Genomic DNA, 23,058 nt, shown 5'->3' with positions numbered 1-23,058 from the left:
CCGCGACGGTCGTGCAAATGGCGCCGTGGCGGCAACCGAGCCGAGCCTCGTCCGCGACGCATGCGGATTTGTTAACCAGTTTCGTTTAGCTCTCAGTCAGGGATCTTGCGCGGCTTCAACCGCCGCGCGACGTCGCGCCGCCGGGGCGTCGCCGTGGATTCATGACTTCCACAACACCACCCGGGCCTCTGGCGGGGATCTTACATGCGCGTTCTACTGATCGAAGACGACAGCGCCACCGCGCAAAGCATTGAGCTCATGCTGAAAAGCGAGAGTTTCAATGTGTACACGACCGATCTCGGCGAAGAGGGGATCGATCTCGGCAAGCTCTACGATTACGACATCATCCTGCTCGACCTGAACTTGCCCGACATGTCGGGCTATGAGGTGCTCCGCACCCTGCGGGTCGCCAAGGTGAAGACGCCGATCCTCATCCTGTCCGGTCTGGCCGGCATCGAGGACAAGGTGAAGGGTCTCGGGTTCGGAGCCGACGATTACCTGACGAAGCCGTTCCACAAGGACGAGCTGGTGGCCCGCATCCACGCCATCGTGCGTCGGTCGAAGGGCCACGCCCAATCGGTGATCACCACCGGCGACCTGATCGTGAACCTCGATCAGAAGACCGTCGAGGTGGCCGGGTCACGCGTTCACCTGACCGGCAAGGAATACCAGATGCTGGAGCTGTTGTCCTTGCGCAAGGGCACGACGCTCACCAAGGAAATGTTCCTGAACCACCTTTACGGCGGCATGGACGAGCCGGAGCTGAAGATCATCGACGTCTTCATCTGCAAGCTGCGGAAGAAGCTCGCCAATGCCAGCCATGGCCGCAATTTCATCGAGACCGTTTGGGGCCGTGGCTACGTGCTGCGCGAGCCGAACGAGGCCGAGGAGCGTATCACCGCCTGAGCGGGGATGCGCCGAGGCTTCCTAGCCTTGCGACATGCGAAGCCAAGGCGCCTTCCTGAGGCGCCTTTTTTCTTGCGTTGGTCTCAGATGACGCCGAGGTCGCTGCACTTGGCCTGCACGACGGCCTGATCGAACGGCTTCATCAAGAACGCATTTGCGCCGGCGTGGCGGGCCCTGGCCATGTGGGCGACGTCGTTTTCGGTGGTGCAGAGCACGACCTTCGGCTCCCCGCCGGTGGGGAGGCGCCGCAACTCGCGCAGGAATCCGAAACCGTCGAGCACCGGCATGTTCCAGTCCAGCAGGATCAGGTCCGGCATACGGGCGGTGCAGCTGTCGAGCGCTGCCTGCCCGTCCACGGCCTCGCTCACCTCGAGCTGCATCTTTTCGAAGATGCGCCGCGCCACTTTGCGGATCACGGGCGAGTCGTCGACAACGAGGACGTGTGTCATAGGCACCGACAAGAGTGTGCGCCGGCGATGCGGCCTGCGCTTACCTTGCGTCATCAGTGCTGAACATCCACTGAATCCCAGCGTGGAAGCCGGGCTCACTCGGCCGGGCAGGCCCTTCCGGTCACGAAGGTCTCGTAAACGAAATCAATGCGGTTCTGCAGGGCATCCTGCGGATCGCTCGACAGGGCAGACTGATGGCGCAAACTGTCACCCAGGATACGGCACATGCCCCAGATCGCCAGCTCGGACAGAGAGGCATCGGGGACACGCCATTGCTTGTCGTTCAACAGGTCGCGCACCAGCTCCGTGATGGTCGAGCGGAAGCACGCGACGGCCAGCCGATCTTCCCCATCGAGCGTGTCGCCGTCTTTGCCGTTCAACATCGCGTCGACCAGAAAGGCGTTGTCGCAACTCAACTCGATCAACAGTTGAATGACGGCCTTCATTTTGCCCGCCGAGTCCTGCCTCGAGGCAAAGATCAGATCAAAGCGACTCTTGTAGACGCTGACCAAGGGTTTGGTGACGGCGTCGAGCAGGCTCCTCTTGTCCTTGAAATAATATGAGATCAGCGCCGGGGTCACGCCGCAGCCGTGGGCGATCTCGGTACGGGTGACGCTCATCTCTCGATGAGACTGTAGGTAGATGCGGGTCGCTTCGATGAGTCTGTCACGCCCGTTAAGACCACTGCTTCTTGGCGGCCGACCCTGCGTCCGCTTGGTCATCGACATGGATGCACCCTGGAACATTAAGTTTATTGTTTGTACAACCAGTGGGTTAATCTGGCAAGACTGTTTCGTGTTTGTTCTTGCAGCGTGGTGAATGATGTTGAGACCCGCGTATGGTGGGTCGACACACGGGACCGGCACCCCTGCCACCCCAAACGAGAGACCCATGTCGGATTTGGAAACCCTGCTGGCGGAAAGCCTCGACCGGTACCGAGTTTCAGGAAAACAGCCGCTCGACCTCGATCGCCGAGCCACCCGAGAGGCGCGGGCCGCGGCCTACGACAAGCTGTCCGGGCAGCACCAGTTGCGGCGCGCGAGCGCCCGGATCGCAGACCTGCAGCAGCGCCTTTATGCCGAGCGCAGCCGATCCGTCCTGCTGGTTCTGCAGGCCATGGATGCCGGCGGCAAGGACGGGACGATCCGGCACGTCTTCGCGGGCGTCGATCCGCAAGGGCTGAGCATCGTCGCCTTCAAGGCGCCGACCGGGGAAGAGCTCGCCCATGATGTGTTGTGGCGGGTGCATCGTGCGGCCCCGGCGCGCGGTGTCATCGGGGTGTTCAACCGTTCGCATTACGAGGATGTGCTGGTGTCCCGCGTGCATCCCGACCTGTTGGCGCAACAATCTTTATCGCCGTCCGTGGCTGACGATCCTGCCTTCTGGGACGCCCGGTTCGCCGACATCCGCGCCTTCGAGCGCCTGCTGGCCCGGCAGGGTACGCGCATCGTCAAGGTGTTCCTGCATCTCGGTCGGGATGAACAAAAGAAGCGCCTCCAGGCTCGCCTCGACGACCCGGCCAAGTTGTGGAAGGTCTATGTGGGCGACCTCCGCGAGCGGGCGCGGTGGGACGACTACAAGCACGCCTATGCGGCCGCCATAGCGGCGACCAGTCGCGCCGAAGCGCCCTGGTTCGTGGTGCCGGCCGATCAGAAATGGTTTGCCAGGCTGATCGTGGCCGAGATCGTGCTCGACGCCCTCCAGAACCTCGACCTTCGCGCTCCGACGCCGACTGCCGAGCAGACGGCGCAGATCGCAGAAGTGCGGCGGCAACTCGCGTGACGCGCCCCTCGCCGGCGCCCGAGCTCCGCGCATCGGCGGATGGCTCTTCCGTGTCACCCAGCCTTTATGACCTGCCGGCGCCCGAATGTGCCGCCGCGTTGATCGGCGTCGGCTTGTTCGTCGAGGGGGTCGGCGGCACCATCGTCGAAACGGAAGCCTACCGGCCGGACGATCCGGCTTCGCATAGCTTCGCCGGCCGCACGGCCCGCAACGGAGCGATGTTCGGGCCGGTCGGTTGCGCCTACGTATACCGGTCCTATGGCCTGCACTGGTGCTTCAACATCGTTTGCGGCGACCCCGGCAGTGCCGTGTTGATCCGCGCCCTCGCGCCGGAAGCGGGGCTCGAGGCCATGCGGGTGCGGCGTCGCATGGAGGGGCTGAAGGATCTGTGCCGGGGGCCGGGTCGCCTTTGCCAAGCGCTCGGCCTCGAGGCGCGACATGATGGCGCCCACCTGTCCCAACCGCCCTTCCGGCTGGTCGCGTCCAAGACCTGCCCCGACCTCGTCACGGGCCCGAGGATTGGCATCAGCAGGGGCGTCGATACGCCCTGGCGCTTCGGACTGCGCGGCTCCGCTTTCCTTAGTCGCGCATTCCGTCCATGATCGGCCCGGCGCCGCTCAACGCAAACGACAGGCCCTCCCTTGCCGGAAGGGATGCGGCAACCGACATCACCGCTGTGCCCAACCGCGAGGATTTCCTTGTCTGACGACGACGAATGGAGCGTTCCGCCCGAAGCCAGGCCGCGGCCGCGGGATTATGACTTCGACCTCGACGAGGCGCTGACCTCCGTCGTGGCGCTCGAGGCCGAGATCCCGGAGGACGCCTTCACGGCCGGCATGCTCGGGACCGAGCGCGCCGGTAGCGGTGTGCTGATCAAGGACACCGGCATCGTGGTGACGATCGGCTACCTGATCACCGAGGCCCGCGAGGTCACGCTGATGACCGGCAAGGGCCAGATCGTGGCCGGCCATGTGCTGGGCATCGATCAGGCGACCGGGCTCGGCCTCGTCCAGGCCCTCGAGCCGCTCGACATTCCGGCGATCGCGATCGGCGATTCCCGCCATGTCGCGGCAGGCGACAAGGTCGTTGTGGCGGGCGCCAGCGGACGCCGCCGCTCGCTGGCGGCGCAGGTCGTGGCGAGGCAGGAATTCGCCGGCTACTGGGAATACCTCATCGAGGAAGCCATCTTCACGGCGCCGGCCCACCCGAATTGGGGCGGCACCGCGCTGATCGGGCCGGATGGCAAGCTGGTCGGGGTGGGGTCGCTGCAATTGCAGCACCAGTCCCGTGGCGGCGCCGTCCAGCCGCTCAACATGATGGTGCCGACCGAGTTGCTGCTGCCCGCCTATGACGCGCTGCTGACGGGTCGGCCGCCCAAGCCTGCGCGTCCATGGCTTGGCGTCTTCGCCCAGGAGCACGACAACGCCGTGATGATCCTCGACGTCACCGACGGCGGGCCAGCCAAACGGGCCGGGCTGAAGCGGGGCGACCTGATCCGCAAGGCGGGCGATATGGAGCTCACCAATCTGGCCGACTTCTACCGGAGTGTCTGGGCCGTCGGACCGGCCGGCGTGGATGTGGCCTTGACGATCGAGCGCGATGGCGACGCCTTCGACCTCCGGGTGACCTCGGCCAACCGCCAAAGCTTGTTGAAGCGCCCCACGACGCATTGAACCCTTGGCGTCGGGCTGCTGCCCGGCGACGCGCGGTCCACCGCCGTTCGGACGTGCTGGGCATGCGCGCAAGCTCAAAGAGGCCCGACCCTTAGGCTTCCGAGCGCCCTGGTGCCGCTGCGGCGGGATGCTATAAGGCCGCCATCACGAGGCTGCCATGACCGCAACGAACCCAGGCCCCAACGCTACCGTCACGATCGGCTCTGCCGTTTTCGGCAATGCTCTGCCCTTGGCCATCATCGCCGGGCCGTGCCAGATGGAAAGCCGCGACCACGCGCTCGAGGTCGCGCAGGCGCTGAGCGAGATCGCGGCACGGCGCAAGGTGGGGCTCGTCTTCAAGGCGTCCTTCGACAAGGCGAACCGCACCAGTCTGCATGGCGCCCGGGGCCTGGGCGTCGAGGCGGCGCTGCCGGTGTTCGCCGAGATCCGCGAGCGCTTCGGCCTGCCGGTGCTGACCGACGTCCATGAGGCGGCGCAATGCGCCCCCGTGGCGGCCGTGGTGGATGTGCTGCAGATCCCCGCCTTCCTGTGCCGGCAAACGGACCTGCTGATCGCGGCAGCCCGCACCGGTCGGGCCGTCAATGTCAAGAAAGGCCAGTTCCTGGCGCCGTGGGACATGGCCAATGTCGTCGACAAGCTGACCGGCACCGGCAATGCCGACATCCTGGTGACCGAGCGGGGGTCGAGCTTCGGCTACAACGCCCTGGTGGTCGACATGCGGTCGCTGCCCATCATGGCCCGCACGGGCGCGCCGGTGATCTTCGATGCCACCCATGCGGTGCAGGAGCCCGGTGGGCTCGGTGGCACCAGTGGCGGCAAGCGTGAATTCGTGCCCGTCCTGGCCCGCGCCGCGGTGGCGGCCGGCGTGGCGGGCGTCTTCATCGAGACCCATCCCGACCCCGACAAGGCGCCGTCCGACGGGCCTAACATGGTGCCTTTGCATCGCTTCGAGGCCCTGGTGGCCGAGTTGCAGGCCTTCGATGCGGTCGCGAAGGCCCACCGGGCCGCCGAGCTGTCCTGAAGCCATTCCGGCGCACATCCGACACGGAGGTCACGGGTTTGGTTGAAGCGAGTGCCTGGGCCGAGCCGGCGGCGACGGGATCGCCCAAGGCGCAAACCGAAGCCGCGGTGATCAGCGCCCTGCGGGCCCTCGAGGTCGAGCAGCGCGGGCTCAGCACCCTGCGCGATGCCGTCGCCGGGGACCTCGGTCGCGCCCTGGCGGCGGTGGTCGAGATCATCCTCAAGGCCCGCGGTCGCGTGGTCGTGACCGGGATCGGGAAGAGCGGCCACGTGGCCCGCAAGATCGCCGCCACTTTTGCATCCACCGGCACCGCCTCGATGTTCATCCATCCGGCCGAGGCGAGCCACGGCGACCTCGGCATGGTGACCCGGGACGACGTGGTGCTGGCCTTGTCCTGGTCGGGCGAGACGGTCGAACTGCGCGACATCATCCATTACGCCGGCCGCTACGGCATTCCGCTCATCGCCATGACGGCGGCGCCCGCCAGCGCCCTGGCACGTGCCGCCGGGGCATCAATGATCCTGCCCAAGGTGGACGAAGCCTGCCCGCATAATCTGGCACCCACGACCTCGACCCTGATGCAACTGGCGCTCGGCGATGCGCTTGCGGTGGCGCTGCTCGAACGCCGCGGCTTCACGGCGAGCCACTTCCAGCAATTCCATCCGGGCGGCAAGCTTGGGGCCGCCTTGCTGAAGGTCGCGGCCGTGATGCGGGCCGATGACCTGCCCGTCGTGACCCCTGCGGCCGGCATGAAGGACGTCCTGGTGGCCATGTCGGCGGGTCGCCTCGGCTGCGCCCTCGTGGTGCACGACGGCCGGCTCGAAGGCATCATCACGGACGGGGACCTGCGTCGCTACATCGACGACGACCTGCTGCAACGGCGTCCCCGGGAGATCATGACGGCGGCCTTGCGCCACGTCGGCCCCGATGTGCTGGCGAGTGCGGCGCTCGACCTGATGAATGCCGGGCCGCGGCCGGTGTCCGTGATGCCGGTGCTCCACCACGACCGGGTGGTGGGTATCCTACACCTGCACCATCTGGTGGCGGCCGGCCTGTCCTGAGGCTCAGAGCAGGCCGAAGCGCGTCAACCGGCGGGTGTAGAGTTGCGCCTCGGGGCCGTTGTCCCGGCACAGGCCTTCCGGCCGCTGGGCTTCGAACGACTCGATCAGTTGGCCCTGGAGGGTTGCGAGGTCGGATTCCGAGACGCGGCCCGACGTTGTCAGGGCTTCGCGCCGCTGACCCATGATGTCTTCCTGTTCGTCGCTGAGCGGAAAACCGCAGACGGCGTGGTCCGCCTCGATGGCGGCGAGATCATAAGCGTCGTCCCCGCCGCCAGCCGGTTGTGCGCCAGCCAGCGCCGGCCAAGCGAGGCAAGCCGCGATCGCGACCGCAAGGCGCCGGCCCGTCATCGCCGTACCGCCGTGGCGTTTGTCGGCGCGGCTTCGGCCTCGGCCCCGAGCAGGGCGAGCGCCTGATCGCCCAAGGCCGTGACCTCCTGCCGAAGCCGCGCGGCATCGTCCTGGTCCGGCGCTGCCGCAAGCGCGGCCGCAAGATTATCGAAGCGGCTTTGCAGGGCCTGAAGTTTGATATCCTTGTGCTTCATCGCGTCATCCTGTTCGCGCAGCCGGGCTTCGGCGGCCAGCAGGGCCGTGGCGCGCGCGGCGAGCCGCGTTTCGCGCTCGGCCGCACGCTCTTTTTCGGTGGCCAGTTCGGCCTGGGTCGCCGCAAGCTGTTGCAGCGTCGCGCCATGCCGGACGCCCAGCGCCTCGTGCTCGGCCGCCACTGTGGCGCGTGCCTGCGTGACCTGGGCCAAGGCTGCGTCGAGGCGTACCAGCGCGTCCCCTTTGTCTTCGAGCGTCGCCAGAAGGCCGGCGACTCGCGTTTCCAAGGCCGCGATCGAGCCCCTTCGTTCTTCGGCGAGGTCGCCCAACTGGTCCAGTCGCCGCATCTGAGCCGATGCCGCGACAGCGTCGCTTTCGATGCGGCGATCGGCGTCGTGCAAGGCTTTCTCGGTTGCGAAGCGCTGGCCGTCGGCGTCGCGCAAGGCGCGCGCGTGCGTATCGATGTCGCCGATCAGCACCGTCCGCTCTTGGCGCGCCGCTTCCAGCGCCGCCTCGCTCCGCACCAACTGCACGGTCTGCTGGCCCAACGCCACGGCGCGGGCCGCCGCGGTGGCGCGGCTGCGCTCCACCTGCTGTTCGAGCCGACGCGCTTCGACGGCGGCCTGGGCCCGCAGCCCGTCACGCTCGGCGTCGATCTCTCCCTTCGACCAGGGCACCAGCAGGGCGAGGCGCTGCCGCGTCAGTCGCAACGCTCGCGCCCACAGCAACGGCAGGCAGGCGAGGGCCAGAACGACGGCCGCGCAAAAGCCGAGCAGCGCGAAAAGCGCGTCTTCGATCACCGGACGGGTCCGTGGGGCGGTGGTGCTGCGGTCAGAAGGGGTTCCATGTCGAGTGAGGCGTGAATTTCAGATACGACAGCGAAACCCCGAGTCGGGCCCCGACGCCGGCACGAATCGGCACCAGGATGACATTGTCGTCGGTCAGTGCCGTGAAGCCGAAGCCGCCCACCAGATAAGCGGAACCGTCCGCGCCGCCAAAGCGCCGGAAGATGCCCTGAGTCGAGGGCAGGTTATACACCAGCATCATGGTGCGATCGCCGTCGGCACCGGCATCGAAGCCGATCGACGGACCTTGCCAATACACATGGGTGTCGCCCGCGTTGCGGGTGTAGAGCACGCCTTCGCCATAGCGCAGGCCGCCCACGAAGGCGCCCGACGCCTCCTGGCCGAGCACATAGCCGTTCGGCAGGCCCCATCGGCGCACGGCCTCCTGCACCACCTGGGCGAGACCGCGCGACATCGATCCGAAAAATCGGTGGCCGTTGTCGACCAGCTCCTCGGCCCGGAACTGCCGTGGGCGTTCTTCGACGGCAAAGGCCGAGGCGGCCGGCAGCAAAACCGTCGTCGCCACAAACCCGCCAGCCCTGACAAATCCGCGCCGTGTGATCTCAACCATCGAAAAGGCCCCTGACCGAACAGCCGCGCTCATCCGGCAACACTGTGGCGGCGACATGATGAACGCTTTATGAAGCCGGGGTGCGCCCGGGCGCCTCCGACGCGAACCGGCGGGCGTCGCTTTCGCGCCCCCAGGCCAGGAACCCGCCATTGCGGAAATCGTCGTGCTTCTTGCCGTAGCGCAGCGCCGCGCCGTCGAGGCTTAGCACGATGCCTCCGGCGGCGCGCAGCACCGCATCGCCGGCCGCGGTGTCCCATTCCATCGTGGGGCCGAAGCGAGGGTAGAGGTCGGCCTCGCCGGCCGCGATCGCGCAGAATTTCAACGAGGAACCGGCGCTGCGGCGCTCCGCGACGGGCAGCGCCGCCAGATAATCCTCCGTGGCCGCATCGGCATGCGACCGGCTCGCCATGACGACGAGGCCTGCCGGCAGGGCGGCGCGACTATGCAGCTGGTGCCAGCCTTCCGCTTGTTCGAGCGCGGCGCCCGGGGCCACCTGGCAGGTGTGGGCGTCCTCGCCCGCGAACCAGAGCCGCCCCAGCGCCGGTGCATAGACGGCTCCGGCGCGCGCGACGCCATGCTCGATCAGCGCGATGTTGACGGTGAATTCCCCGTTGCGGTTGAGGAACTCCTTGGTGCCGTCGACGGGGTCGACCAGGATGAAGCGCCCGTCGAGCAACGGCCGGTCTCCGCGGGCCGCCGCTTCCTCGGCCAGCACCGGAATGCCGGGCGCCACCCGGCGCAGCGCCGTCAGGATCAACGCTTCCGCGAGTTCATCCGCCTCGCAGACGGGGCTCGCATCCGCTTTGAAGCGAGCCGTCGCGCCAGCCTCGTAGATCCGCATCACGACGGCGCCGGCCTCGACGGCGATGCGGGCGAATTGCAACGCGAGGTCGTTGCGCTCGCCGGCGTGAACCGGCAGGTCGGGGACGTGAACAGGGAGGGTCATGGGGCAGGGGCGCGCCGCGGCGGCCGCTTTCGGGTTCGATGAGGGTGGCTCACTGCAGATAAGGCCTGCAGTTTCCAATTGCTTTGCCGATGGGTTATCAAATTCGCGCGATGCGGCAAACCCACGATTCGGTGCCCGCGATCAACATGCCGGCACCCGGACGGCCAGACCGGCGGCCGGCCCAGGCGATTGGACCCGGCATGGACATCTTCCTCGAACCCCTCGACCTTGCGGCGCTGTTGTGTTCGCGCGTTTGCCACGACGTGATCAGCCCGGTCGGGGCGATCATCAACGGCCTCGAAATTCTCGAGGACGAGAAGGATCCGGAAACGCGCGTCATCGCGATCGAACTGATCAAGAAAAGCGCCACCACGGCGTCGGCCAAGCTGCAGTTCTGCCGTCTCGCCTTCGGAGCGGCGGGCTCGGCCGGTGCCTCGATCGACACCGGCGACGCGGAGAACGTGACGCGCGGCCTTCTGCCCGAAGGGAAGATGACACTGCGCTGGGAAGCGCCGCGGGTGCTGATGCCGAAGAACCAGGTCAAGCTGATCCTCAACATGTGCCTGATCGCCATTGCGTCGATCCCGCGTGGGGGCGTGCTGACCGTGCAGACGGGCCGCGAGGGCGATCCCGTCCTGGTTCACATCGAGGCGACCGGCACCCATATCCGCGTGGCGCACGGGGTCGCCAACCTGTTGAGCGGCCAGGCCGAGGGCGGCGCCCCGGACGCCCATGCGATCCAGCCTTATTTCACCTATCTGGTGGCCGAGGCGGCCGCGCTCGACCTCAGCCTCCGTCAGGACAGCGACAAGGTGGTGATCGAGGCCCGGCACAAGGCGGCGGCCATCGAGCCCGAAAGTCTGTCGCACGAAGCCGAAGAGCCGGACCATGCGGGGCTCGACGCTGAGGCCGGCGGGGTTGCTGCCGAGCCGGTCGAAGAGCCCGCGGCCTCCACTCAAGGGCTCCGCCGGCGCTTCGCTCCCGGCGAGTTCTGACACTGCACGACTGCGGGGATCAGGCCTCGAGGGCTGGCGCACCGGTCATCGACTTGCCGGCGCGGCTCCTGGCCTCCCCGGCGGTCTTGGCCCGATGGGCGGGGCGGTTGACGGCCTGCAGGTTGGGCCAGCCCCAATAGCTGAGCAGTTCCGGCCAGGGGCGGTCGCGCTCCTGCCGCCACACCCGGAATAACGGCACGCGGTGGTCGGCCTCGGCATCGCGAAGCAGTCGCTGGCCGGTGACGGCGCAGCGTCGCGCCTGCAGCCGGCTCAATATCTTGATCTGCGTGTTGGGGGCGAGCCAGAACTTCCAGGCCGCCACGCAGGCGGCGTGCCAACGGGCCCGCGGGTTGGGTCGGCCGGTGGCCCACAGGTCCTCGTGCCAGCCGAAGCGGAACACCGGCTGGCCACAGATGCAGCAGTGTCCCGGGCCTCGTCCGTGACCCGGGTCCCGATAGGGCGCCGGCGGCATGCGGAAGCTGCGGGGCTGGTCGGTATCCGCCTCTGAATCGAGCGTCCAGCGCCAACCGTCGGGCGCCCCGGAGCGGGCCGCGAGAGCCCGCGCCAGACGGTCGGCCCGGGCCGGGTGGCCGCGCCAATAGCTTTCCATCGCGAGGCGGGGCAGGTTTGGCACCCAGGTCTGGCCGCGCGCATGGGCCAGCACGGCACCCGGAAAGAGCGGCGGCAGCGCCGCTTCGAGCCGGGCGCGGGCGACCGCGTTGCGCTCCGTCCGCCCGCTCACCCGCCCGCCTTGGCGGAGGCCTCGGCCGGTCCAGGGTCGGCCGGCTCTGCTGCCTGGGGGGTGCCCTGCGGCGGTACGGCCACGCGGGCGCCCAGCAGACCACGCGGGCGCAGCACCAGCACGATGCACAAAACAACGCCGATCGCCACGCCCTGCAGCGCCGCGGCGCGCGCCTGCATCTCGGCCGGCACCAGCATCGTGAGGGTGGCGCCGGTGCCGCTCCACAGCGCCCAGATCAGCACCGCGCCCAGGATGGCACCGGCGTTGCTGCCGGCGCCGCCGACGATCAGCATGGTCCAGACCTCGAAGGTCAGGGTCGGCAGGTAGTTATCGGGCGCGATGAAGCCGATCGCATGGGCCTGCAACGCGCCGCCAAGCCCGATCAGCGCGCCGCCGAGCGCGAAGGCCTGCAGCCGATAGGCGGCCGAACTCTTGCCGAGCGCTGCCGCGGCGCCCTCATCCTCGCGGATGGCCCGCAGCACCCGCCCCCACGGGCTGCGGGCCAGGCGCTCCAATCCGAGGAACAACAGCGTCGTCAGAACCGTCATGGCGCCGAAGGCCACAAAGGAAAACAGGCTGGGGCGGTCGGCCAGCGCCGCGAAGGGCCGAGGAATGAAGCCGATGCCGAAAGGGCCGCCGGTGACGCTCCGCAGGTTGAGGCAAGCCAGCTGCACCACCGAGCCGAGCCCGAAGGTGGTGATCGCCAGGTAGTCGGAGCGCAGCCGCAGCGTCAGGGCGCCCACAAAGGCCGAGGCGCCGGCCGATGCCACCATGGCGGCCAGGAGACCGACCGCGATCGGCAGGCCGGCGCCGCCCCAATGGCCGGCATCGGCCGGCGTCGTGGCAAGGGCCGTCGCATAGGCCCCGATGGCTGCGAAGCCCGCGACCCCGACGTTGAACAATCCCGTCTGGCCCCATTGCAGGTTGAGGCCGAGGCAGATGACCGCATAGGTCAAGGCCGTGGTGCCGAAGAAGGCCGCGTAGCCGAGGATGTCGAGCATCAGGCCGGGCGTCCGAACAGGCCGGTCGGGCGCAGCAGCAGCACGCCGATCAACACCGCGAAGGCGACGGCGCCGCGCCATTGCGCCCCCGCGAAGGCCACCGCCGCGGCTTCCGCGAACCCCACCGTGAAACCGCCCAGGACGGCGCCGGGCACCGAGCCGATGCCGCCCAGGATGGCGGCCGCGAAGAGCGGCAGCAGCAGGTCGAACCCCATGCCGGGGCGGATCTGCACCAGCAGGCCCACCACCGTGCCGGCGGCGCCGGCCAGCGCCCCGCCGAGCAGCCAGGTAAGCCTGATGGTGCGCCCCACGTCGAGCCCCGCCACCCGGGCCAGCCCTGGGTTCTCGCTGACGGCCCGCATGGCGCGCCCCGTGGCGGTGCGGGTCATCAATCCGTGCAGCAGCACCATCAGCAGAAGCGCGAGGCCGAACAGCGCGAGCTGGTTCGGCGTCGCCTTCAGGCCGAAGCCGATCGGCCGGGCGATCTGAAGCATGCGGGTGAAATAGGCCGGGCGCGACGTGAACACGGCCTCGAACAGGCTGCGCAGCGCCATGGAGGCGCCGAAGCTCGCCATGATGGCCACCACGGCCTCGCCCCGGTCGCGCAGCCGACGGAACAACACGGCATCGAGCGCCAGCGCGAGGGCGCCCGTCACGCCCATGGCCAGCACCGCCGCCACCAGCGTCACGGCCGAGAACGAAAACGGGCCGAGCGGGGGCGACGCGGCGCCGAGCCCGACCCCGATGGCGCCGCCGATCGCCAAGGTCGCATAGGCGCCGGCCGCGATGAACTCGCCATGGGCGAAATTGGCGAAACGCAGGATCGAATAGGTCAGCGTGACTCCTACGGCGCCAAGCCCCGTGACGGCACCCGCCACGGCGCCGTCCACCACGAATTGCAGGCTCATGCGGGGCTTCCCGAGCTGTGCGGCGCGCCGCCGAGGTAGAGCGCCGCTATCGCGGGATCGTCGGCCAGGGTCTTGGCCGGGCCTTCATGTCGGTTGCGGCCTTCCACCAGCACCAGGGCACGGTCGGCGACCTTCAGAGCGGCGCGCACGTTCTGCTCGACCAGCACGATCGCGACGCCCGTATCCCGGATGGTTCGCAGGCGGGCGAAGACGTCGCTGACGAACAAGGGCGACAGGCCGGCCGAGGGCTCGTCGAGCATCAGCACGCGGGGGCTGGCCACCAGGGCCCGGGCCACGGCCAGCATCTGCCGCTGGCCGCCCGACAGGCGCCCGGCCAGCAGCGTGCGGGCGCGGGCGAGGTCGGGGAAAAGGTCGAGCAGTTCCGCCGTGCGGGCACGGCCTCGCGGGCGATCCGGCATCACGTCGCAGGCGATGCGCAGGTTGTCGGCCACGCTCAGGCTGGCGAAGATGTTTTCGGTCTGTGGCACGAAGGCGAGGCCCGCGCGGGGCCTCAGGTGAGCCGGCAGGCCCGTGATGTCGCGGCCGTCGAGCCGCACGGTGCCGCGGCTCACCGGCACCAGGCCCGCAAGCGCCTTCACCAGGGTCGACTTGCCGGCCCCGTTCGGGCCCAGCACGGCCAGGATTTCGCCGGCCGCGACCGCAAGGCTGGCACCGTGTACGATCGGCAGGCCGGGCTCGTAGCCCGCCACCACGGCCTCGGCGGCCAGCAGCGGACGCGCGTCGCTGGTCCCGCTCACGCCGCCCCGGTCCCGAGATAGGCCTCGATGACGCGCGGGTCGCGCACCACGACGGCGGGTGCGCCCTCGCACAGCAGCCGGCCCTCGGCCATGACGAAGACATGGCCGCAGAGGCGGCTGACCAGATCCATGTTGTGCTCGATCAGAAACACCGTGACGCCACGCGCCGCGATGGCGGCGACCTTTTCCATGATGGTTTCGAGCAGGCTCGGATTGACGCCTGCGGCGGGCTCGTCGAGCAGCAGCAAGCGAGGCTGGCCCATCATGACGCGCGCCAGTTCCAGCAGCTTGCGCTGGCCGCCCGACAGCACGCGGGCCGGCGACCCGGCCAGATGGCCAAGCGACACGAAAGCCAGCAACTCGTCCGCGTCGCGGCGCGCCGCCCGTTCGGCTTCGACGACGCGGGCGGGCTGCAGGAAGTTCGGCAGCAATCGCTCACCCGGATGATGTTGCCGGCCCAGCATGACGTTGTCGCGGACCGACAGGGCGCCGAACGGGCGCGGGATCTGAAAGGTGCGGCCGATGCCGAGGGCGGCGCGGCGGTGCGCGGGCCGTCGCTCGATGGATTGGCCTTCGTAGAGGATGCGTCCCTGCGTCGGCGATTGCCGACCGGCCAGCAGGTCGAACAGGGTGGATTTGCCGGCGCCATTCGGGCCGATCAGCCCGGCGATGAGCCCGGGCGGCACGCTCAGCGACAGCTGGTCGACGGCGGCATGGCCGCCGAAGCGCTTGGTCACGGCTTCGACCGCGAGGATCGGGGTGGGGCGCGATGCGGGACGCGGCGCATCGGCGAACAACGTCATGTCTTGACCTTCCTCGGATGGGCGGACCTTATGCGAACTTCCCCGGCAGGCAAGGACATCGCGGCGGATGGAGGACGGTTTCGAGCTGTTCGACCTCAGGGTCGAGGTGATCCTGCCCGACGGAGCGCCGATCTATTGCGGCGCCAGGCCCGGCGATTATTTCGAGCTGAAGGGCGAGATGCTGACGCTGCCGCCGGGGCAGGGGATGTCGATCTATTCGCTCGCGGCCGTGCTGCCGCTCCTGGCCGCCAAGCAGCGCCCGACGCTGCGCGCCGATTGGATGACCAGCGACGCCGAGGTCGCTTGCCCGGACCCCCATTGCGGCAGCCGCCTGCGTATCATCCGCACCGGCACGCGCCGGTTCCGCCATGCCGACACCACCGCCGTGCCGTTGCCGGCCGCCGAGGAGCCTTGATGGACACCACCGACCTGCGCCCCGGCACGACCATCTCCCGGGTGATCCGCGGCAACTGGCAGCTCGCGGGCGGCCATGGCGCCATCGACCGGGCGACCGCGCTCGACGACCTGCTGGCGGCCTTTGATTCGGGTGTCACCACCTTTGATTGCGCCGACATCTACACGGGCGTCGAAGTTTTGCTGGGAGAGTTCCGGCGTCACCTCGCGGCCAAGCGCGGCCGGGAGGCTGCCGATCGCCTGCGGGTGCATACCAAGCTCGTGCCCGACCTCGACCTGCTGCCGCGCCTGAAGCCCGCCGACCTCGAAGCCATCGTCGACCAGTCGCGGCGCCGGCTCGGGGTGGAGCGCCTCGACCTCGTGCAGTTCCATTGGTGGGACATGGCCGTTCCGGGCGCCGTCGAGGCGATGCTGGCGCTCGATGGTTTGCGCCGGGCCGGCAAGCTCAGCCTCGTCGGCGCCACCAACTTCGACACGCCGCAGACCCGGGCCATCCTCGAGGCGGGGGTGCCGCTCGTCAGCATGCAGACCCAATATTCGTTGCTCGACGCCCGGCCCGAGCATGGCCTCGCGGCGCTTTGCCAAAGCCGCGACGTGGCGCTGTTGTGCTACGGCACGGTGGCGGGCGGCTTCCTGAGCGATGCCTGGCTGGGGCGGGCCGAACCCGGCGAGCCGCTCGAGAACCGCTCGCTGACCAAGTACAAGCTGATTATCGAGGATTTCGGGGGCTGGGCCCTGTTCCAGGCGCTGTTGCGCGCCTGCCGAACCATTGCCGACCGGCACGGCAGCGACATCGCCACGGTGGCGAGCCGGGCCGTGCTCGACCGGCCAGGGGTCGCGGCCGTGATCGTGGGCGGCCGCAACGGCGCCCATGTGGCGGCCAATGCGGCGATCGGCGACCTGCGGCTGAGTGCGGAGGATCACGCCGCGCTCGAGGCCGTGCTGGCGCGGCGTACCGGGCCGCTTGGCGACACCTATGCGCTCGAACGCGACCGCACCGGCCGTCACGGCCGCGTCATGAAGTACAATCTCAACAGCGCCGCCTGAAGTGCGTCGGGGTGGAATGCGGCCGTCCGCACGGCGCCTTGCGGCCACATTGCGGCCGTTCTAAACACGCGGCTTCCAGGTTGTCGCACGCGCGATGTGCGACGACGCGTTTCCGGGAACAGCACATGCCCGCCAAGGCCGGACCCTGCGACGCGACGGGTGGACCCGTTCCGTGATCCCGCACGACCCGATCAGGCCAGGCGACCGCCTGCCGCATGCCCGCATCCTGATGTACAGCCACGATACGTTCGGGCTCGGCCATCTGCGGCGCTGTCGTGCCATCGCGCATGCGCTGGTCGAGCGGTTCAAGGGCGTCCACGTTTTGATCGTTTCGGGCTCGTCGATCGCGGGGGCCTTCGAGTTCCGCACTCGTGTCGACTTCCTCAAGGTGCCGAGCATCATCAAGCTGATGAACGGCGAATACACGCCGCTGGCCGACCACACCGACCTGCAGGGGACGCTGGACCTGCGGCGCTCGCTCATTCTCGGAGCGGCCGAATCGTTTCAGCCGGACCTCTTCATCGTCGACAAAGAGCCCCTGGGGCTGCGGGGCGAGCTGGAACCCACCCTGCAGATGCTGCGGGACGCCGGCACGACCCTCGTGCTCGGGCTGCGCGACGTGATGGATTCGCCGCGTTTGCTGGCGGCCGAATGGTCCGGCGCCGATGTGCTGGGCAAGATGGAGGCGCTGTACCATCAGATCTGGGTTTACGGGCCTGAGGATTTCTACGATCCCCTGCAGGGGCTCGACGTATCGGCCGCCCTGCGGGCCCGCCTGCGCTGGACGGGCTTTCTGAAGCGCGAGCTTCCGGCCCCAACGCCCCAGCACGGCATCCTGCCGGCCGATGCCTTGTTGCTGACCACCGGCGGTGGCGGCGACGGCGCCGCGCTGGTGCGCCAAGTGATCGATGCCTACGCGTTGGACGCAAGCCTCACCTGGCCGGTGCTGCTGGTCCTCGGGCCGTTTATGCGGACGGAAGACCGCGAGGAGATCCGCCGCCGCGCCACCAACCTCGCGGCCTTCACGATCATCGATTTCGACAATCGGATGGAAGCCCTGATGGATGCCGCCGCCGGCGTGGTGAGCATGGGCGGCTACAACACCTTCTGCGAGATCCTGTCGTTCGATCGTCGCGCTCTGATCGTGCCGCGCACGCAGCCGCGCGAAGAGCAGCTGCTCCGCGCCCGTCGGGCGGCCGCCCTCGGGCTCGTCGAAATGATCCTGCCCGAGGAAGCCGCCGACCCCGCCAAGATGGCGGCGGCCCTGAAGCGGCTCGCGGTGGCACCGCGACCCTCCGAAACCCGCTACGGCAGTCGCCCGCTCGGCGGCCTGCCGGCCATCTGCGACCTCGTGCAGGATCTGATGGCCGCGCGGCTCGCCGGCCAGCCGGCCGCCGCGCGCTGAACCGCGATGACGGCTCCGATCGTCTTTGTGCTGAAGGGCTATCCGCGCCTGAGCGAAACCTTCATTGCCGAGGAGATCGCCAACCTCGAAGCGGCCGGGATGCCGATCCACATCGTGTCGCTTCGGCACCCGACCGATCGTAAGCGCCACCCCGTACATGCCGCCATCCGGGCGCCCGTCACCTATCTGCCCGAATACCTCCACCATGAACCGCTGCGGGTGTTGCGTGCCGCCTGGCGGCTGCGCGGTGCGCGGACCCTCGGGGCGGTGCTGCGCGGCTTCGGCCGCGATCTCGCCCGTGACCCGACCCGCAACCGGGTGCGGCGGCTCGGCCAGGCGATGGTGCTGGCCGCGGAAGTGCCGGCCCGGCATCTGCACGCGCATTTCATCCATACCCCGGCCAGCGTCGCCGCCTATGCGGCCGCGCTGACGGGCCTGCGCTGGTCGTGCTCGGCCCATGCCAAGGACATCTGGACCACCGCCGAGCGCGAGTTGCGGCACAAGTTGCGGGCCGCGATCTTCACGGTCACCTGCACGGCCGCCGGGCAGGCCCGCCTGCAGGCCTTGGCGCCACCCGGCAAGCCCGTGCGGCTCAGCTACCATGGCCTGAGGCTCGACCGTTTCAGGCCTCTGGCCCTGCCGCGGCCGGATCGGGATGGCACGGATAGCGAAGCGCCCGTGCGGCTGCTCAGCGTCGGCCGCGCCGTCCCGAAGAAAGGCTTCGACCTTCTGCTCGAGGCCCTGGCCCGCCTGCCGCCCGAACGCGCCTGGACCTGGACCCACATCGGCGGCGGGCCCGAGCTCGCGACGCTGCAGCGGCAGGCCGAGACACTCGGCCTCGCGGCACGCCTCCGCTGGCAGGGCCCGCAAGCCCAGGAAGCCGTGCTCGACGCTTATCGGGATGCGGACCTCTTCGTGCTGCCGTGCCGGATCGCGGCCGACGGCGACCGCGATGGCCTGCCGAACGTCCTGGTGGAGGCGCAAAGCCAGGGTCTCGCCTGTGTGTCGACGACCGTGTCGGGCGTGGTCGAGCTGATCGAGGACGATCGCAACGGCCTGCTGGTGCCGCCCGATGCGCCCGAGAGCTTGGCGGTGGCCCTCGCGGCGCTGATCGCCGATCCGCAGCGTCGCAAGCGCCTGGGCCAGGCCGGGCAGCGTCGGGTCGCGGCCGAATTCGATGCTCGATCTGCAACGGCGCGATTGATGGACCTGTTCGCGCCGGTCCTCGGTGATCCGCATGGCTGAGCGGCCGCTGCGGGCGAGCCTTTATGTGCAGCATCTGCTTGGCATCGGCCATCTGGCGCGGACCTTCCGCATCGCGGATGCCCTGGTGGTGGACGGCTGGGACGTCGAGGTGCTGGTCGGCGGCGCTTTGCCGGCCGGTTTTGCGACCGGCCGGGCGCGGATCGTGGCGCTGCCGCCGGTGCGCGCCGCGGCGGGCGGCTTGTCCCGCCTCGTGCATCCCGATGGGCGCCCCTTCGAGGCCGCCGACCAGGCGGCGCGGCGGGATGCATTGCTGGCCCATGTGGTGCGGCATCGGCCGGACGCCTTGCTGATCGAGGCCTTTCCGTTCGGCCGACGGCAGATGCGCTTCGAGCTCATCCCCCTGCTCGAAGCCGTGCGGGCCTGGGCCGTGCCGCCGCGTGTCGCGGCCTCGGTGCGGGACATCCTGCAGGAGAACCACCGGCCCGAGCGGGTGTCCGAAACGGTGGCCACGATCGCGCGCTTCGTTGATTCCGTGCTGGTGCATGGTGATCCGGCCTTGGCGCGGCTCGGCGACAGCTTTCCCGGCGCCGACGCCTTTGCGGACAAGATCGCCTATACGGGCCTCGTGGCGCCGCCGCGGCCTACTCCGGTGCCCATGGCTGACCGCTACGACGTTGTTGTCTCTGTGGGCGGGGGGGCTGTCGGGGCGTCGGTGCTGCGCACCGCGATCGAGGCCCGTGCCCGCAGTGCCGCCGCAGACGCGCGCTGGCTGGTGCTGGCGGGACCGAACGCGTCTTCCGACACCACCGAACTGGCTGGCCCTGGTGTGACAGTGGCCCGCATGGTGCCGGACTTGGCGGCGATGCTGGCAACGGCCCGCCTCTCGATCTCGCAGGCCGGCTACAACACGGTGGCCGACATCCTGGTGGCGGGCTGTCGCGCCGTGCTGGTGCCTTACGCGGAAGATGGCGAAACCGAACAAACCGTCCGGGCGACCATGATGGCGCGGCACGGCCGAGCCATCATGGTGCCGGAGCGGGACCTCGGCGCGGAGACGCTCGCGACCGCCATCGATGCGGCGCTCGAGGCTGCGACTCCGGCATTGAACGCCGACCTCGCGGGCGCCCCAGCCACGGCAAGCCTGCTGCGCCGCATGGTCCGGCCGCAGGGCTGATCGCGACGGCGGCGGCCGTTCCCATCGCGCTCGGCTGCCTATATGGTTCCTCATGCGGCGCTTTGGTGCGCCCAAGAACGGACGCACCATGGAAGCGAGCCTGTTTCGCTACATCTGGCAGCAAACGCGGCGCGAGCAGGCCTGGATCCTGTTCGTCATCCTGGCCTCGATGCCGTTCAACTATCTGATGTTGGACCTGCCCAAATATATCGTGAACGGGCCGATCCAGGCGAAGGGCTTCGAGCGCGCAACCGACACTCAGCATTATTTCCAGGTGCGCGTGCCGGTGCCGCCGGCCATTAACCAGCAGGGTTTCCTCGAACTGCTGCATGGGTTCGACCTGAACCGGATGTCGTCGTTGATCGTGTTGAGCGCGGCCTTCCTGCTGCTCGTCATCGTCAACGGCCTCTTCAAGTTCTACATCAATACCTACAAGGGCCGGCTCGGCGAACGGATGCTGCAGCAGCTGCGCTACGACCTCGTCGACCGGGTGCTGCGCTTTCCGCCGTCCGAGCATCGCCGCATCAAGCCGGCCGAGATCGCCACCATGATCAAGGACGAGGTGGAGCCGCTCGGTGGGTTCATCGGCGACGCCTTCGTGCAGCCCTTCTTCCTGGGCGGCCAGATCATCACGGCGCTGGTGTTCATCCTGACTCAGAACGTCATGCTGGGGCTGATCGCGCTGGGGCTTCTGGCCGTGCAGGGGGTGGTGATCCCGCGCATGCGCCGCAAGCAGCTGGTTCTGGGCCGGCAACGCCAGCTCACGTCGCGGGCCCTCGCCGGTCGCATCGGCGAGATCATCGACGACATGCCGAACATCCTCACCAACGACGTCTCGAACTATCACCGGGCCGATGTCGCGGCCCGGTTGACCACGATCTTCGGCATCCGCTTCGCGCTTTACCAGTGGAAGTTCTTCGTCAAGTTCCTGAACAACCTGCTGGCCCAGATCACACCCTTCCTGTTCTATATGGTGGGTGGCCTGCTGGCGATCGCGGGGCACCTGAACATCGGCCAGCTGGTGGCCGTGATCTCGGCCTATAAGGATCTGCCGTCCCCCGTGAAGGACCTCATCGACTGGGACCAGCAGCGGCTCGACGTCGAGGTGAAATATACCCAGGTGATCGAGCAGTTCTCGGTCGATCCGTCGCTCGACCTGCTGCCGCCGCCCGACTTCGACGGGCCAATTCCGCACCTCGAGGGCGAGGTGGCGTTGTCGGCCGTGACGGTCATCGACACGGCAAGCTCACGCCTGCTCGACAACCTGTCGGTGACGCTGGAGCTCGGGGAGTTCACGGCCATCGACGGCAATGCGACGAGCGGCGGCGAGACGCTGGTCGAAGTGTTGGCCCGGCTGGTGACGCCCGATAGCGGCCGCGTGGCCCTGGCAGGGCGCGACCTGCGCGAATGGCCGTCCGCCATCACGGGGCGTCGCATTTCCGTTGTGGGCGCCGAGCCGTTCTTCCCGCAATCCACCATCACGGATGCGCTGCTCTACGGCTTGCGGCACCGTGTGTTGCGGCCGAGCGGCGACGTGGTCCGCCACAAGATCATCAAATCCGGCACCACGAGCCTCGATTTCGCCGGCGACTGGGTGGATTACGAGGCGGCTGGCGCCACCGGGCCCGAGGATATCAACGACCGACTGCAGGCGGTGCTTACCACGGTAGATCTCGAATCCGATGTCGTCAGCTTCGGGCTCAACCGGTCGCTGGCCGAGCCTTCGGCCGCCGTGCAGCAGGCCTTTGTGGAAGCCCGAACCTCGTTCCGGGCCAAGCTCGACGAGAGCGGAGCCGTGCATCTGGTCGAGCCCTTCGACCCGGACCTTTACAACGCCCAGGCGTCGATCGGCGAGAACCTCGTTTTCGGCATGCCGATCAGCGAGGCCTACGACCTGAAGCGCCTCGGTTCCAACCCGGAGCTGCGCAAGATCCTGGCGGACCTGAAGCTCGACGACTCGCTGTACGGCATGGGTCGAGCCATCGCGTCCACCATCATGGAGCTGTTCCAGGGGCTCGAGCCCGACAACCCGCTGTTCGAACAATTGAGCCTGATGAGTCCGGAAGACTTCCCGGACTATCAGGCGGCGTTGAAGCGCGTCGGCAGCCGCCCGCTCAAGTCGGCGATCGCCGGCGATCAGGCGATCTTCCTCGATCTCGCCTTCAACTACATCGAGCCGCGTGACCGCCTCGGCCTGCTCGACGATGCCTTGATCGAACGGCTGGTGACGGCCCGCAAGGCCTTCCACAAGGCGCTCGGCGAAGATCAGGAGAAGATCGCCTTCTTCCATCCGGACCGCTACATCGCGGCCGGCACCGCGAAGGACAATATCGTGATGGGCCGCGTCGCCTTCGGGATCGCCGAGGCCGAGCATCGGGTGAATGCCCTGCTGCACGACGTGATCGCCGAACGCGGCCTGCGGCCGGAGGTCTTCGAGGCGGGACTCGCCTTCAACATCGGCACGGCCGGCAAGCGGTTGACCGGAAGCCAGCGGCAGAAGCTTGCGATGGGCCGCGCCCTGTTGCGGCGTCCCGATTATCTTCTGGTGCATCGGGGGCTGTCGCAGCTCGATGCGGCCGGGCAGGAGGCCATTCTGGGGCGCGTGCTCGCCCTTGGCCGACCCATGGACGGGCAGGGCTTTGGGGTGCTGTGGAATCTCGAGAACCCGCGGCTCGGGGAGCATTTCGACCGCGTCCTGCATATGGAGGACGGGCGGGTCGGCCGTGAAACGCGGGCGCCGGAACCCGCCACGAGCGAAGAAAGCCAGCACCGCGAAACCCTGAAGATCTCGGCGTGACGCGGGACAGGGCG

At 68.6% G+C, this 23,058-nt stretch carries 24 protein-coding genes; 13 read left to right on the top strand and 11 right to left on the bottom strand.

From position 1 onward, the window contains the following. Positions 1–204: 204 nt before the first annotated feature. Positions 205–906, top strand: coding sequence for a response regulator transcription factor CtrA (ctrA, locus tag P7D22_RS05580; RefSeq protein WP_319933226.1), 702 nt, complete (start codon positions 205–207; stop codon positions 904–906). An 83-nt stretch (positions 907–989) separates the two neighbouring features. Here the strand turns inward: ctrA and P7D22_RS05575 are convergent, their stop codons facing one another. Both P7D22_RS05575 and P7D22_RS05570 read right to left on the bottom strand, forming a co-directional pair. Next, positions 990–1,355 (bottom strand): response regulator, encoded by a 366-nt coding sequence (locus tag P7D22_RS05575; protein WP_319933225.1) that lies wholly within the window; start codon positions 1,353–1,355, stop codon positions 990–992. A 95-nt stretch (positions 1,356–1,450) separates the two neighbouring features. Beyond that, positions 1,451–1,975, bottom strand: coding sequence for a TetR/AcrR family transcriptional regulator (locus P7D22_RS05570; protein WP_319933224.1), 525 nt, complete (start codon positions 1,973–1,975; stop codon positions 1,451–1,453). Positions 1,976–2,246: 271 nt separating this feature from the next. Here P7D22_RS05570 and P7D22_RS05565 point away from each other — a divergent pair, with 271 nt between their 5' ends. From P7D22_RS05565 to P7D22_RS05545, 5 genes are all read left to right on the top strand, one after another. Next, the gene (locus tag P7D22_RS05565) at positions 2,247–3,137 is read left to right on the top strand and encodes a PPK2 family polyphosphate kinase (RefSeq protein WP_319933223.1); all 891 of its coding nucleotides are present in this window, start codon (positions 2,247–2,249) and stop codon (positions 3,135–3,137) included. Positions 3,138–3,187: 50 nt separating this feature from the next. Continuing rightward, the gene (locus P7D22_RS05560) at positions 3,188–3,739 is read left to right on the top strand and encodes a DNA-3-methyladenine glycosylase (protein WP_319933222.1); all 552 of its coding nucleotides are present in this window, start codon (positions 3,188–3,190) and stop codon (positions 3,737–3,739) included. Between the two features lie 96 nt (positions 3,740–3,835). Next, entirely contained in the window at positions 3,836–4,810 is a 975-nt protein-coding gene (locus tag P7D22_RS05555) for a S1C family serine protease (RefSeq protein WP_319933221.1), read from the top strand. A 157-nt stretch (positions 4,811–4,967) separates the two neighbouring features. Beyond that, the gene (gene kdsA, locus P7D22_RS05550) at positions 4,968–5,831 is read left to right on the top strand and encodes a 3-deoxy-8-phosphooctulonate synthase (RefSeq protein ID WP_319933220.1); all 864 of its coding nucleotides are present in this window, start codon (positions 4,968–4,970) and stop codon (positions 5,829–5,831) included. A gap of 38 nt (positions 5,832–5,869) precedes the next feature. Next, entirely contained in the window at positions 5,870–6,892 is a 1,023-nt protein-coding gene (locus P7D22_RS05545; RefSeq protein WP_319933219.1) for a KpsF/GutQ family sugar-phosphate isomerase, read from the top strand. A gap of 3 nt (positions 6,893–6,895) precedes the next feature. Here the strand turns inward: P7D22_RS05545 and P7D22_RS05540 are convergent, their stop codons facing one another. The 4 genes from P7D22_RS05540 to cysQ form a co-directional block, all read right to left on the bottom strand. Further along, on the bottom strand, positions 6,896–7,240 hold the full coding sequence (locus tag P7D22_RS05540; protein ID WP_319933218.1) for a hypothetical protein: 345 nt from the start codon (positions 7,238–7,240) through the stop codon (positions 6,896–6,898). Further along, positions 7,237–8,232: a hypothetical protein gene (locus P7D22_RS05535; RefSeq protein WP_319933217.1), complete on the bottom strand. Its 996-nt coding sequence runs from the start codon at positions 8,230–8,232 to the stop codon at positions 7,237–7,239. The genes P7D22_RS05540 and P7D22_RS05535 overlap by 4 nt, the downstream gene beginning before the upstream one ends. Before the next feature lie 31 nt (positions 8,233–8,263). After that, a complete protein-coding gene (locus P7D22_RS05530; RefSeq protein ID WP_442916031.1) occupies positions 8,264–8,848 on the bottom strand; it encodes a DUF1134 domain-containing protein in 585 nt (194 codons plus the stop codon). Positions 8,849–8,915: 67 nt separating this feature from the next. Further along, positions 8,916–9,794 carry a 3'(2'),5'-bisphosphate nucleotidase CysQ gene (cysQ, locus tag P7D22_RS05525; protein ID WP_319933215.1) on the bottom strand — a complete coding sequence of 293 codons (879 nt, stop codon included), beginning with the start codon at positions 9,792–9,794 and terminating at the stop codon, positions 8,916–8,918. A 200-nt stretch (positions 9,795–9,994) separates the two neighbouring features. Here cysQ and chpT point away from each other — a divergent pair, with 200 nt between their 5' ends. Continuing rightward, positions 9,995–10,789, top strand: a complete 795-nt coding sequence (chpT, locus tag P7D22_RS05520; protein ID WP_319933214.1) for a histidine phosphotransferase ChpT — start codon at positions 9,995–9,997, stop codon at positions 10,787–10,789. 19 nt (positions 10,790–10,808) lie between these two features. On the opposite strand, the gene P7D22_RS05515 is transcribed toward chpT, so the two are convergent. The 5 genes from P7D22_RS05515 to P7D22_RS05495 are packed head-to-tail and all read right to left on the bottom strand — an operon-like array spanning position 10,809 to position 15,001. Beyond that, positions 10,809–11,531, bottom strand: coding sequence for a hypothetical protein (locus P7D22_RS05515; RefSeq protein WP_319933213.1), 723 nt, complete (start codon positions 11,529–11,531; stop codon positions 10,809–10,811). Continuing rightward, the gene (locus P7D22_RS05510) at positions 11,528–12,532 is read right to left on the bottom strand and encodes a branched-chain amino acid ABC transporter permease (RefSeq protein ID WP_319933212.1); all 1,005 of its coding nucleotides are present in this window, start codon (positions 12,530–12,532) and stop codon (positions 11,528–11,530) included. Before P7D22_RS05510 ends, P7D22_RS05515 begins: the two co-directional genes overlap by 4 nt. Next, positions 12,532–13,440: a branched-chain amino acid ABC transporter permease gene (locus P7D22_RS05505; protein WP_319933211.1), complete on the bottom strand. Its 909-nt coding sequence runs from the start codon at positions 13,438–13,440 to the stop codon at positions 12,532–12,534. Before P7D22_RS05505 ends, P7D22_RS05510 begins: the two co-directional genes overlap by 1 nt. Further along, positions 13,437–14,198, bottom strand: coding sequence for an ABC transporter ATP-binding protein (locus P7D22_RS05500; protein ID WP_319933210.1), 762 nt, complete (start codon positions 14,196–14,198; stop codon positions 13,437–13,439). Before P7D22_RS05500 ends, P7D22_RS05505 begins: the two co-directional genes overlap by 4 nt. Further along, complete coding sequence (locus P7D22_RS05495; protein WP_319933209.1) at positions 14,195–15,001, bottom strand: ABC transporter ATP-binding protein; 807 nt, start codon at positions 14,999–15,001, stop codon at positions 14,195–14,197. Before P7D22_RS05495 ends, P7D22_RS05500 begins: the two co-directional genes overlap by 4 nt. Positions 15,002–15,068: 67 nt before the next feature. On the opposite strand from P7D22_RS05495, the gene P7D22_RS05490 reads away from it, so the two are divergent. From P7D22_RS05490 to P7D22_RS05465, 6 genes are all read left to right on the top strand, one after another. Further along, the gene (locus P7D22_RS05490; protein ID WP_319933208.1) at positions 15,069–15,416 is read left to right on the top strand and encodes a TIGR04076 family protein; all 348 of its coding nucleotides are present in this window, start codon (positions 15,069–15,071) and stop codon (positions 15,414–15,416) included. Beyond that, positions 15,416–16,462 carry an aldo/keto reductase gene (locus P7D22_RS05485; RefSeq protein WP_319933207.1) on the top strand — a complete coding sequence of 349 codons (1,047 nt, stop codon included), beginning with the start codon at positions 15,416–15,418 and terminating at the stop codon, positions 16,460–16,462. Before P7D22_RS05490 ends, P7D22_RS05485 begins: the two co-directional genes overlap by 1 nt. Before the next feature lie 229 nt (positions 16,463–16,691). Next, on the top strand, positions 16,692–17,867 hold the full coding sequence (locus P7D22_RS05480; RefSeq protein ID WP_319933264.1) for a glycosyltransferase family protein: 1,176 nt from the start codon (positions 16,692–16,694) through the stop codon (positions 17,865–17,867). Between the two features lie 6 nt (positions 17,868–17,873). After that, on the top strand, positions 17,874–19,112 hold the full coding sequence (locus P7D22_RS05475) for a glycosyltransferase family 4 protein (RefSeq protein WP_319933206.1): 1,239 nt from the start codon (positions 17,874–17,876) through the stop codon (positions 19,110–19,112). Beyond that, on the top strand, positions 19,105–20,247 hold the full coding sequence (locus P7D22_RS05470) for a glycosyltransferase family protein (protein ID WP_319933205.1): 1,143 nt from the start codon (positions 19,105–19,107) through the stop codon (positions 20,245–20,247). The genes P7D22_RS05475 and P7D22_RS05470 overlap by 8 nt, the downstream gene beginning before the upstream one ends. A gap of 52 nt (positions 20,248–20,299) precedes the next feature. Then, complete coding sequence (locus P7D22_RS05465) at positions 20,300–23,044, top strand: ABC transporter transmembrane domain-containing protein (RefSeq protein WP_319933204.1); 2,745 nt, start codon at positions 20,300–20,302, stop codon at positions 23,042–23,044. The last annotated feature ends 14 nt before the right edge of the window (positions 23,045–23,058 follow it).

Origin of the sequence: Lichenihabitans sp. Uapishka_5, from assembly GCF_033947565.1 — a bacterium.
Classification (GTDB): domain Bacteria; phylum Pseudomonadota; class Alphaproteobacteria; order Rhizobiales; family Beijerinckiaceae; genus Lichenihabitans.
Note: the sequence above shows the minus strand (reverse complement) of the source record. Positions and strands in the feature narration are given on the sequence as shown.

What these genes read in the sequence shown, in the direction of transcription:
- ctrA (WP_319933226.1), top strand. Translation starts at nt 205, where the DNA reads ATGCGCGTTCTACTGATCGAAGACGACAGCGCCACCGCGCAAAGCATT.
- P7D22_RS05570 (WP_319933224.1), bottom strand. Translation starts at nt 1,975, where the DNA reads ATGAGCGTCACCCGTACCGAGATCGCCCACGGCTGCGGCGTGACCCCG.
- cysQ (WP_319933215.1), bottom strand. Translation starts at nt 9,794, where the DNA reads ATGACCCTCCCTGTTCACGTCCCCGACCTGCCGGTTCACGCCGGCGAG.
- P7D22_RS05510 (WP_319933212.1), bottom strand. Translation starts at nt 12,532, where the DNA reads ATGCTCGACATCCTCGGCTACGCGGCCTTCTTCGGCACCACGGCCTTG.
- chpT (WP_319933214.1), top strand. Translation starts at nt 9,995, where the DNA reads ATGGACATCTTCCTCGAACCCCTCGACCTTGCGGCGCTGTTGTGTTCG.
- P7D22_RS05530 (WP_442916031.1), bottom strand. Translation starts at nt 8,848, where the DNA reads ATGGTTGAGATCACACGGCGCGGATTTGTCAGGGCTGGCGGGTTTGTG.
- P7D22_RS05470 (WP_319933205.1), top strand. Translation starts at nt 19,105, where the DNA reads ATGGCTGAGCGGCCGCTGCGGGCGAGCCTTTATGTGCAGCATCTGCTT.
- P7D22_RS05465 (WP_319933204.1), top strand. Translation starts at nt 20,300, where the DNA reads ATGCGGCGCTTTGGTGCGCCCAAGAACGGACGCACCATGGAAGCGAGC.
- P7D22_RS05495 (WP_319933209.1), bottom strand. Translation starts at nt 15,001, where the DNA reads ATGACGTTGTTCGCCGATGCGCCGCGTCCCGCATCGCGCCCCACCCCG.
- kdsA (WP_319933220.1), top strand. Translation starts at nt 4,968, where the DNA reads ATGACCGCAACGAACCCAGGCCCCAACGCTACCGTCACGATCGGCTCT.
- P7D22_RS05475 (WP_319933206.1), top strand. Translation starts at nt 17,874, where the DNA reads ATGACGGCTCCGATCGTCTTTGTGCTGAAGGGCTATCCGCGCCTGAGC.
- P7D22_RS05485 (WP_319933207.1), top strand. Translation starts at nt 15,416, where the DNA reads ATGGACACCACCGACCTGCGCCCCGGCACGACCATCTCCCGGGTGATC.
- P7D22_RS05540 (WP_319933218.1), bottom strand. Translation starts at nt 7,240, where the DNA reads ATGACGGGCCGGCGCCTTGCGGTCGCGATCGCGGCTTGCCTCGCTTGG.
- P7D22_RS05565 (WP_319933223.1), top strand. Translation starts at nt 2,247, where the DNA reads ATGTCGGATTTGGAAACCCTGCTGGCGGAAAGCCTCGACCGGTACCGA.
- P7D22_RS05575 (WP_319933225.1), bottom strand. Translation starts at nt 1,355, where the DNA reads ATGACACACGTCCTCGTTGTCGACGACTCGCCCGTGATCCGCAAAGTG.
- P7D22_RS05490 (WP_319933208.1), top strand. Translation starts at nt 15,069, where the DNA reads ATGGAGGACGGTTTCGAGCTGTTCGACCTCAGGGTCGAGGTGATCCTG.
- P7D22_RS05480 (WP_319933264.1), top strand. Translation starts at nt 16,692, where the DNA reads ATGTACAGCCACGATACGTTCGGGCTCGGCCATCTGCGGCGCTGTCGT.
- P7D22_RS05505 (WP_319933211.1), bottom strand. Translation starts at nt 13,440, where the DNA reads ATGAGCCTGCAATTCGTGGTGGACGGCGCCGTGGCGGGTGCCGTCACG.